The sequence below is a fragment of the Flavobacterium psychroterrae genome (assembly GCF_018380615.1).
Classification (GTDB): domain Bacteria; phylum Bacteroidota; class Bacteroidia; order Flavobacteriales; family Flavobacteriaceae; genus Flavobacterium; species Flavobacterium psychroterrae.
Window position 1 is genome coordinate 146,766 of sequence record NZ_JAGYVZ010000015.1, and the last position, 10,435, is coordinate 157,200.

The window sequence follows — 10,435 nt, forward strand, 5'->3', positions numbered from 1 at the left end:
TTCCGTAGAGAAATGTCGCCAATCTTTGCGGGGCTTCGACTCCGCTCAGTCTGATAATTGGGGTATTGAATAAAATGCATTTTTGACAAAGTGGGGTTTTCTAGCCCCGATAGAAGTGAAAATCCTTTTGTGCCGTCCCGATAGCCATCGGGAAGCGGAATTAGCTCCTGAAAAACATCACACAAGATTTTATTTCACGCAGATTATGCAGATTGAGCAGATCTTAACTTAAAAATCATTTTAATTCTTTAATCTGTGGTATTAATTTAAAAAACTTTGCGTCTTCGCGTCTTTGCGAGATTAAAAAACTCAGCGAATCTCAGCGCTTTTTCTCTGTGAAACTCGGCGGAATAACAAAATCTCAATTCTATTGCTTATTTTTGCACTCAATAAAATTGAGTTATGATACAAAATCCAAAGAGATATACTATTACGGCGGCATTGCCTTACACGAATGGACCTATACATATTGGGCATTTGGCGGGGGTTTACGTGCCTGCAGATATTTATTCGAGATATTTACGTTTGCAAGGAAAAGACGTCGCGTTTATTTGCGGAAGCGATGAACACGGGGTTGCAATTTCGATGAAAGCCAAAAAAGAAGGAATTACACCACAAGAAGTTATTGATAAATATGACGGAATTATTAGAAAATCATTCGCTGATTTCGGAATTTCGTTTGATAATTATTCTCGAACTTCGGCTAAAATTCATCATGATACGGCTCAGGAATTTTTTAGAAAACTGTATGATAATGGTGATTTTATTGAAAAAGTGACGGAGCAATTATACGATGCAAAAGCAGATCAGTTTCTGGCAGATCGTTTTGTTGTGGGAACTTGCCCAAAATGCGGTCATGATGGAGCTTACGGAGATCAGTGCGAAAATTGTGGATCGACTTTGAATGCGACGGATTTAATAAACCCAAAATCGACAATTACTGGAGAAACTCCGATTTTGAAATCGACAAAACACTGGTTTTTACCTCTTGACCGTTATACCGAATTCTTGACTGAATGGATTTTGGTTGGACATAAAAACGACTGGAAACCTAATGTTTACGGACAAGTAAAATCATGGGTTGATGGAGGTCTTGAACCTCGCGCTGTGACTCGTGACCTTGATTGGGGAATTGATGTTCCGGTTGAAGGTGCCGAAGGAAAAAAATTATATGTTTGGTTTGATGCACCAATCGGGTACATTTCATCGACTAAAGAATGGGCGTTGCGCGAAGGAAAAGACTGGGAACCTTACTGGAAAGATGAAGACACAAAACTGGTTCATTTTATTGGGAAAGACAATATTGTTTTTCACTGTATCATTTTCCCTGCGATGCTTAAAGCCGAAGGAAGCTATATTTTGCCGGACAATGTTCCTGCAAATGAGTTTTTGAATTTGGAAGGAAACAAACTTTCTACATCTAAAAACTGGGCGGTTTGGTTACATGAATATTTAGAAGAATTTCCGGAGAAACAAGACGTTTTGCGTTATGCATTAACCTCTAATGCTCCTGAAACTAAGGATAATGATTTTACATGGAAAGATTTCCAAGCTAGAAACAACAATGAATTAGTTGCCATTTTTGGTAATTTTATTAATCGTGTTGTGGTTTTAACCAATAAATATTACGACGGATATATCCCAACTCCAAATGAATTATCTGAAGTTGATGAAAAAACGTTGGCAGAATTAAAAGCGTATCCAGCCGTAATTTCAAGTTCGGTGGAGCGTTACAGATTCCGTGAAGCTTTAGGCGAATTGATGAATGTTGCTCGTTTAGGAAATAAATATCTTGCCGATGAAGAGCCTTGGAAAGTAATGAAAGACAATCCGGAGCGTGTAAAAACTCAAATGTATGTTGCCTTGCAAATTGCTGCTGCGTTGAGTATTCTTGCTGAACCGTTCTTGCCTTTTACTGCAGCGAAATTATCAGGAATCCTGAAAAATGAAGGCAAATTGAAATGGAATGATGTTACTGAAAATTCAGAATTGATTCCGGAAGGTCACCAAATTGGGGAAGCAGAATTATTATTCGCAAAAATAGAAGACGAAGAAATACAAAAACAAATAGACAAATTGGAAGCTACAAAAACCGCTAATATTGCTGAAAACAAACAAGCAGAACCTCAAAAAGATTTAATTCAATATGAGGATTTTGCCAAAATGGATTTACGTGTAGGAACTATTATTGAAGCAGAAAAAATGCCAAAGGCAAACAAACTTTTGGTTTTGAAAATTGATACCGGAATTGACGTTCGCACGATTGTTTCGGGAATTGCAGAAAGCTTTTCGCCAGAAGAAATCATTGGTAAACGTGTTACTGTTTTGGCAAACTTAGCGCCAAGAGCTTTACGCGGAGTTGAAAGCCAGGGAATGATTCTGATGACAACAAATGCTGAAGGTAAATTGGTTTTTGTAAATCCTGATACTGATGCACCAAATGGTGAAACAATAAATTAAGGTTTTATATCCTGTTTTAAAAAGCATGAATCAATTACTGTTTAATTGATTCATGCTTTTTGCTTTTAGAAAACATCTTAAATAATTTTATAGTTTCTCTTTTATTTAAGTAAAAAATAGGATATTCGCTCAAAATTAAAAACAATTGCTAATGCTTAAAAAACTATTCTTTGCGTATGTATTTTTTAATAGTATAGTTTCTTTTTCGCAGGAAATTGTAAATTCTACATCAATTGAATTGAAAAAGAATGTTCAGATTTTTCAGGTTGTAGACGATTCCATTAAACAAACTACAATGTTTATGGCTGATGAAAACCGAATTAAAGCAATTCGTCTTGATGATAAAATGAAATTTATTGATTCTACTTCATCACCAAAACCAGAAAAAAGTTATTCTGCAATGATTGGAAATATTATTTCCGGCAATAAAACGACATTGTTTTGGGCATCATCAAACAAAAAGAAAATTCTTGCACAAATATTTGATTCAGAAAACAATAAAACGCTTGAAAAAGCTCATGTTTTAGAATTTAAAAATGAAGTATATCTTCAGGAATTTTCAGTTGGAAATAAATTCATAATTTTAACTTTACCAAAGAAAAGTAATATTTTTAAATTGTATGTTTTTGATCATCAGGGAAATTTAGAAATTAAAGATTTCGATTTAACCAAAAATAAATTCTATCATCGATCAACTTTATATGAAATATTTGAAGAAGGACTTTTGCCTTTTGAAAGACCGTTTTCACTAGTCCAAATTAATTCTGAAAGCCCAACTTCTTTAGTTAATACGGCTAAAAAGAGAAAATGTTATACACAAAATAATAAAATCATTATAACTGTTGATACTGATATTAGTTATACACTAGTAATTTCTCTTGATTTAAAAACGTATACTGCCACTTTGCAAAATATTTTAAACACATCTCCCAGTAAATTTAGTCAGGATGATTATAATATAAAATCGAATTCGTTTATAAACGGTAATAAATTGTATCAAATAAAATCATCTTCAGATAAAATTTTTATGACAATCAAGGATATAAATGGTACTTTAATAAAAGAATATTCTACGACTGAAGAAACTACTATTGACTTTAAAAATTCTGAAATCAATTTAAAAGGAGGCGATTTTGGAGGGAAAAGAGTATTAGAAACTTCATCGCAATTTTTACGAAAAGTAAACAATTTAAATCCGGGTATTTCCTGCTATCAGGTTGGAGAAAACACTTTAATGACATTAGGAGGTGTTTCACAAGAACAACAGAGTACGTCACAAGTACTATTAGGTGGTTTTGGATTTATTGGCGCTGTACTTTATTATACAGTTGTTTATAGCCCAATTATAGATAATTTTAATTCGTATGAAAGAAGAAAAGTGGTTAAAATCGAGGGATTATTTGACAAAAACGGGAATCACGTTACAGGAGATTTGCAACCTCTGGCATTTGACAAAATAAGTACATTTCTGGAAAGCAATAAAGATATTAAAGCACAAACCATGTTTAAATTAGATAGTTACTATTATTTTGGCTATTATGATAAAGATGCCAAAGAATACATTATTAGAAAATTTGCTGATTAATATAATTTTTGATTGACTCATAAACAAAACTATAATTTAAAATGAGAAATTTCTGATAATTTTATTTATACTCTGAAGTTATAGTTGTAGGTTTGTACCGACAAAACATTTCTTCGGCGAAAAATCCGAAAACTTAATTTAAGTTAACATAAACGAGCCCTCGTTCACGTTGAAGGAGCTAGTGATAGCCCTAATCTCATTCCAAGGAATGTTTTGTCACAACCGAAAACGAGGGCTTCGTGCGTTTAATATTTTCAGAAAATGACAGAAGAAAATCAAAAAACATCAGAAACAGCTGTAATTACCGCAATGGCAAAATTTCTTTCAGACCTTTGGTTTGAAGAGGATTTTAGAGATCAACCGGAACATTTGTCCGAAATTTTTGAGACAATTCTCTTAAATGAAATGGGTGATGACCAGGATCTCAGGATGACAATGATAAGTTCTATTAGAACGAGTAAATTATTGGCGAGCGCGCTTGGCTCTTTTTCGGATATGGAAATTAACAATGCCTGCAAGAAAATCATGACTGCATAATACCACACAAAAACAAGTTTTATCCTAAATTTTTATAAATGCCAATTTAAGGCAGAAATTCTGTGCCGTTAGTCACTAAATATTGCTAGAAATGATGAAATACGAATAGATTTAGCGCGCCGTAGGTACGCAATTGTCGTTTGTTGCGTACCTACGGCACGCCAACGAAATTTCATTCCTGTTTTTTTCTACCAATATTTAGTGCGTAACGGCACATTTTTCAAATTTTGATTCGGCATTATTTATTAAACACATATTCCCTCGCTAAGGTGCTGGAACAGGAAACTGTCCTAAATCTATCCTTTTGGATATTTAGTCACATCTAAAGCTGGGGGTTTATGTGTTTTATATTTTCTTTTTTTGCTAAAGAAAAAAATGAGATCTTCGCTAAAAAGTAACCAATCCTACCAATGATGAAAAAAATATTCCTTGCCTCTTTATTTTTAAGCAGTTTATACTCTTTCTCTCAGGAAATTGTAAGCTCTACACCTGTTGAATTTAAAAAAAATGTAGATGTTTTTCAAACAGTAAACAATGACAATAATAAAGTTACTTTGTTTATGAGTGACAAAATCAAGGTGAAAGCCATTCAGCTTAACGAAAAAATGCAAGTTGCAGACAGTATTTCTATTGAAAGACCAGATACTAAAATATACAAATCGATGATTGGCTATAACATTAGTAATGATAATACGCGATTGTTCTGGTCATCGTCTGATAGCGATGCTATTTTTTCTCAGTTATTTGACTTTAATTCAAGAAAAGTAGTCACAAAACAATATGCTTTAGTTTTAAAAAACGAAAAAGTTTTACAGCAGTTTAGTGAAAATGATAATTTCTATATTTTAAGCGTTATTAAAAAAAGCAACAATTTAAAACTTCATATTTTTGATAAAAATGGTGATTATAACGAGAAAACAATTTCTTTAGATGGATTTCACTTCTTTAAATTAAATTACATCAAATCTGATTTATATGGCGTTTTAGAGCAAAATTTACTTGCTTTTGAACCTCCTTTTTCCTTACCAGACATTAATGTAAATAATCCAACTTCATTAAACGAGACTGCAAAAAGAAGAAAATGCTATTTTGACAAAAAACAGCTTGTAATAACTATTGACTTAAATGTTGATTTTACTCAAGTGATTATAATTGATCTGGAGAAATTTACAGCTGCTGAAAAAATTATAAAATCAACTTCTATTTCAAAATTAAGCAGTTCCGGATTTCAAAAAAATATCAGCTCAAATTCCTTTTTTATTGACAATAAACTTTACCAAATCAAAACCTCATCTGACGAGTTTTATTTCACAATAAAAGATTTAGAAGGCAATTTAATAAAAGAATACACAACAAGTTCTGAAACTCCAATTGAATTTAAAAATTCAGAAATTACTCAGGAAGGCGGCGATTTTTCAGGAAGCAGAACTTTAGAAACCAGTTCACAGTTTCTTAGAAAAATCAACAATTTGAATACTGGTATTTCTTGCTATCACATTGGCGAAAATATTTTGGTGACGTTTGGAGGTATTTCCGGACCAAAGCAATCCGGAGGACAAGCAGCCTTGGGGCAGTTTGGATTTATTGGTTCAATAATGGGAAATGTTTTCTTTAATCCTACTATGGACAACTTTAATGCGTATGCAAACAAAAAAGTGGTTAAAATCGACGGTTTGTTTGATAAAGAAGGCAATCATATTAAAGGTGATTTACAACCTTTGGCATTTGATAAAATCAGAACTTTTTTTGATAAAAACAATGATGTATCAGCGCAAATCTTATTTAAAATAAAAGATTATTATTTAGGATATTACGACAATAAAACGAAAGAATATATCATTAGAAAATTTAACGATTAGTACTTCGCTTAATCATAAAACTCAAGTATTTAAACTCTATTAAGTTAGAAAAAGCATAAACAATGAAAATCACCAAACCAAGATTAGCCTTAATTTGCGGAATACTTTGTATTTCAATCTTCCCAATATTGGTTAAATTGAAACTAGCACCTGGCTTAATCTCGGCTTTCTACCGAATGTTTTTTGCTGTGATTTTACTTTTGCCTTATGTTGTGATTACCAAAAATTTCAAACTTCCAAATACTAGATTTTTACTTTTAGCGGCACTTTGCGGGATTTTATTCGCATCTGATGTTGCAGTTTGGAATATCGCCATTCAGGATTCAAGCGCGACTCAGGCTTCGTTGCTGACTAATTTATCTCCACTTTGGGTTGGAATTGGATCTTTTTTCTTTTTGAAAGTTCGACCTGCAACTAATTTCTGGATTGGAACCGTAGTTTCATTATTCGGGATGATTACTTTGGTTGGTTTTAGCTTTTTTATGGAGCTGAATTTCAATCAGGCTTTTCTGTTTGCGGTTTTCTCCGGAATCCTTTATTCTATTTATCTTTTGGTGAGCAAAAATGTCCTTTCAGATGTTGATGTTTTATCATTTATGACAATTAGTTTAATTGCATCGAGCATTTATTTAGGAATTCTTTGTTATGCTTTGAACGAACCTTTTACAGGATTTTCAGATACTGGTTGGTTTGTATTGCTATTGCAAGCTGTAATTTGTCAGTTGTGCGCCTGGTTATCTATTAGTTATGCCACACAACATATGCGCGCAACCAGAGTTTCATTAAGTTTATTGAGCCAGGCGGTAATTACATCCATATTAGCTTGGTTGTTTTTAGAAGAACAAATAACTTTACAAATGGTTTTTGGCGGAATTATTTTGCTTTTTGGGATAAGAATTACTTTTTACGATAAGACAATATCTCTTAAGAGGCTTTTTTCTAAGGATTGAAAGATTGCTCACGGATTATGTGGATTTAAACAGATTTACGCGGATTTACTTTTAAAATAATTCGTGAATTCGTGGCAGAAAATTTTCTCACCTTGATTTGGCAGATAAAGCAAATTTCTTTTTTAATCTTTGAATCATTTTAATCTGTGGCAAAAAGTTTTCTCGCAGATTTGGCAGATTGAGCAGATTTTTTTTAAACCTTTGAAATCATTTATCCCGATAGTTATCTGGAATGGTAAAAAAATTCGAGAAAATTAGTGCAATTCGTGGCAATTCGTGGCAAAAAAGGACAACAAAAGCAAAAACCTGAAACAAAAGAAACCTAAAACTTGAAACAAAAACATTATGTTACATAAAAACAAAATACCAAATTTAAAAGTAATCGCATTTGATGCCGATGATACTTTGTTTGTCAACGAACCTTACTTTCAGGAAACTGAACATAAATTTTGTGCTTTGATGGAAGATTATCTTTCGCATCAGGGGATTTCACAGGAATTATTTAAAATCGAAATCGAGAATTTACCTCTATATGGTTATGGAATAAAAGGATATATTTTATCAATGATTGAAGCGGCGATGAACATTTCGAACAATACAATTCCTATTGAAGTTGTTCAGAAAATTATTCAGTACGGAAAAGAATTATTGGAGAAACCAATTGAACTTCTCGACGGAATCGAGGAAACATTGCAATCATTACACGGGAAATACAAACTGGTTGTTGCTACAAAAGGCGACTTAAAAGACCAACACAGTAAATTACACCGTTCTGGTTTGGGACATTATTTTCATCATATCGAAGTAATGTCAGACAAACAGGAAATTGATTACGAAAAATTACTGGGTCGTTTAGACATTCAGTCTAATGAGTTTTTGATGATTGGAAATTCATTAAAATCTGATGTTTTACCAGTTTTAGGAATTGGAGGTTACGCCGTACATATTCCGTTTCACACTACTTGGGAACACGAAAAAATTAGTCATAAAGTCGAGCACGAACATTTTAGTTCATTCGAAAAAATTACTGAAATACTTCAGAACTTATTATAATGAAAACACTTTTAGATTTAGAAAACTGGAACCGCAAGGAACATTTCCAGCATTTCAAACAAATGGAAGAACCATTCTTTGGCGCCACCGTACAAATAGATTGCACAAAAGCATATCAAACCGCAAAAAGCCTGAAATCTTCTTTCTTTATTTTTTACTTGCATAAAACATTGGTTGCGGTAAATTCTATCGAAAATTTTAAGTATAGAATCGACAATAACGCTATTTATATCAATGATCGCGTTGACGCTTCGGCTACAATTGGTCGCGAAGATGGTACGTTTGGGTTTTCATTGATTGAATATAACCCTGATTTTACAATATTCGAGCAAACTGCTTTAACCGAAATTGAACGTATTCAAAACACAACCGGACTTTTTACAAGAGCGTTTGATAATGATAATCTGATTCACTTTTCGGCAATTCCGTGGTTGAATTTTACTTCCCTTTCTCATGCCCGTAGTTACACTTTTCCAGATAGTTGCCCTAAAATTTCTTTTGGTAAAATGATGACTTCAGAAACTGGAAAAAGAACAATTGCAATGTCTGTTCACGTTCATCACGGCTTAATGGATGGGTTACATTTAGGACAATTTACAGATCATTTTCAGGAATTAATGAACAGTTAAAAACAGCCATAATTATATTTAACCTTATTCTGTTACATTAATAACTTTTACTGGAGAACAAATCTTACAATAAATTGTTGTTTTGGGGAAAATTTAAAATCTCAAATACAATGAAAAAAATTGTAATTATTCTTGCATTTTCGCTTGGTTTAACAAACCTCCATGCACAAACAGAAACTGCTTCAAACGACTATAATAAATGGTCTGTTGAAGTTAGTGGTGGGGTTCATAAACCTCAACGCCCATTTTCTTCAGGTTATTCTACTTCAACACCAAGTTTTTTTGTTGGAGATCTTGGGGTTAGATATATGTTAAATAACAAATTTGGTTTGAAAGCTGATTTTGGATACAACAGTTTTACAGCAAAAAACAATACTGTAGACTTTGATTCAAAATACTACAGAGTAGATTTGCAAGCTGTTGCAAACTTAGGAAGAATCATGAACTTTGAAACCTGGACTAAAACTATTGGTTTGTTAGGTCACGCAGGTTTTGGTGTTGCTCAGTTAGAGAACAAAGATTTTCATGTTAAAGACAGAGTTGGTAATTTTATTGCTGGTGTTACGGGACAAATCAGGCTAACTGACAGACTTGCTTTAACTGGTGATTTTACAACTATTTTAAACGCTTCACAAGATTATACTTTTGATGGTGCTTATGTTGCGGAAAACAGAGGTTTTTCAGGACTTATTTTTCAGGGAACAGTTGGACTAAATGTTTATTTAGGAAAAAACTCAAAACATGCTGACTGGACTGTAATTTCGCAAGATTTTGATAGTTCTGCATTAGAAAACAAGATTGCTGATCTTGAAAATCTAGTTAAAAAAATGCCGGAAAAACAAGTAATTATTGAAAAGCAAATAAGTGGTCCTGTAGTTTCTGATAAAGATGTTATCAAAGAAATGATCAATGATAAATATTACAGCGTTTATTTTGACTTTAACAAATCAACTCCAATCGAAAATTCGACAGCTGCAATTGATGTTGTTTTAACTTATTTAAGAAAAACTCCTTCAGCTTCTATTGATATTTTAGGTTTTGCTGATCAGGTTGGAAGTTCAGAATACAATGATAAATTATCAAACACAAGAGCAAACAACGTTAAAACTATTTTTGAAAAAGCAGGTATTGCATCTTCAAGATTAAACGTAGTTGCTGGTGGAGCTGATACTTCTATTCAAAAAGATTCAGAAGAAGCTAGAAGATTAGCCAGAAGAGTTACTTTTAGAGTAAAATAACCCGTTGGGTGTAATTATTTCAAGTAAAAAATACGGACTAGATATTGTTCAAGATACTGAAATTCAGTATCTTGATGTCGCCAAACAAAACAATATCTATGTCAAATATAATAAAAAATTATCT

At 32.8% G+C, this 10,435-nt stretch carries 8 protein-coding genes; all 8 read left to right on the forward strand.

Annotated features, from left to right (window positions below; genetic code table 11):
* The first annotated feature begins 402 nt into the window (after positions 1 to 402).
* The 8 genes from metG to KHA90_RS16380 all read left to right on the forward strand — a co-directional run bounded on the left by metG (position 403) and on the right by KHA90_RS16380 (position 10,311).
* On the forward strand, positions 403 to 2,460 hold the full coding sequence (gene metG / locus KHA90_RS16345) for a methionine--tRNA ligase (RefSeq protein ID WP_213302907.1): 2,058 nt from the start codon (positions 403 to 405) through the stop codon (positions 2,458 to 2,460).
* Positions 2,461 to 2,611: 151 nt separating this feature from the next.
* Entirely contained in the window at positions 2,612 to 4,045 is a 1,434-nt protein-coding gene (locus tag KHA90_RS16350; protein WP_213302910.1) for a hypothetical protein, read from the forward strand.
* Positions 4,046 to 4,306: 261 nt separating this feature from the next.
* On the forward strand, positions 4,307 to 4,582 hold the full coding sequence (locus KHA90_RS16355) for a hypothetical protein (RefSeq protein WP_213302912.1): 276 nt from the start codon (positions 4,307 to 4,309) through the stop codon (positions 4,580 to 4,582).
* Between the two features lie 410 nt (positions 4,583 to 4,992).
* Positions 4,993 to 6,441, forward strand: coding sequence for a hypothetical protein (locus KHA90_RS16360; protein WP_213302914.1), 1,449 nt, complete (start codon positions 4,993 to 4,995; stop codon positions 6,439 to 6,441).
* A gap of 62 nt (positions 6,442 to 6,503) precedes the next feature.
* On the forward strand, positions 6,504 to 7,391 hold the full coding sequence (locus KHA90_RS16365) for a DMT family transporter (protein ID WP_213302917.1): 888 nt from the start codon (positions 6,504 to 6,506) through the stop codon (positions 7,389 to 7,391).
* Between the two features lie 345 nt (positions 7,392 to 7,736).
* Positions 7,737 to 8,444, forward strand: a complete 708-nt coding sequence (locus tag KHA90_RS16370; protein ID WP_213302920.1) for an HAD family hydrolase — start codon at positions 7,737 to 7,739, stop codon at positions 8,442 to 8,444.
* The gene (locus tag KHA90_RS16375) at positions 8,444 to 9,073 is read left to right on the forward strand and encodes a chloramphenicol acetyltransferase (RefSeq protein ID WP_213302923.1); all 630 of its coding nucleotides are present in this window, start codon (positions 8,444 to 8,446) and stop codon (positions 9,071 to 9,073) included. Before KHA90_RS16370 ends, KHA90_RS16375 begins: the two co-directional genes overlap by 1 nt.
* Positions 9,074 to 9,183: 110 nt before the next feature.
* Positions 9,184 to 10,311, forward strand: coding sequence for an OmpA family protein (locus KHA90_RS16380; protein ID WP_213302927.1), 1,128 nt, complete (start codon positions 9,184 to 9,186; stop codon positions 10,309 to 10,311).
* The last annotated feature ends 124 nt before the right edge of the window (positions 10,312 to 10,435 follow it).

Bases quoted from the DNA above. Each gene is read 5' to 3' on its own strand.
- metG (WP_213302907.1), top strand. From the start codon at position 403: ATGATACAAAATCCAAAGAGATATACTATTACGGCGGCATTGCCTTAC.
- KHA90_RS16350 (WP_213302910.1), top strand. From the start codon at position 2,612: ATGCTTAAAAAACTATTCTTTGCGTATGTATTTTTTAATAGTATAGTT.
- KHA90_RS16355 (WP_213302912.1), top strand. From the start codon at position 4,307: ATGACAGAAGAAAATCAAAAAACATCAGAAACAGCTGTAATTACCGCA.
- KHA90_RS16360 (WP_213302914.1), top strand. From the start codon at position 4,993: ATGATGAAAAAAATATTCCTTGCCTCTTTATTTTTAAGCAGTTTATAC.
- KHA90_RS16365 (WP_213302917.1), top strand. From the start codon at position 6,504: ATGAAAATCACCAAACCAAGATTAGCCTTAATTTGCGGAATACTTTGT.
- KHA90_RS16370 (WP_213302920.1), top strand. From the start codon at position 7,737: ATGTTACATAAAAACAAAATACCAAATTTAAAAGTAATCGCATTTGAT.
- KHA90_RS16375 (WP_213302923.1), top strand. From the start codon at position 8,444: ATGAAAACACTTTTAGATTTAGAAAACTGGAACCGCAAGGAACATTTC.
- KHA90_RS16380 (WP_213302927.1), top strand. From the start codon at position 9,184: ATGAAAAAAATTGTAATTATTCTTGCATTTTCGCTTGGTTTAACAAAC.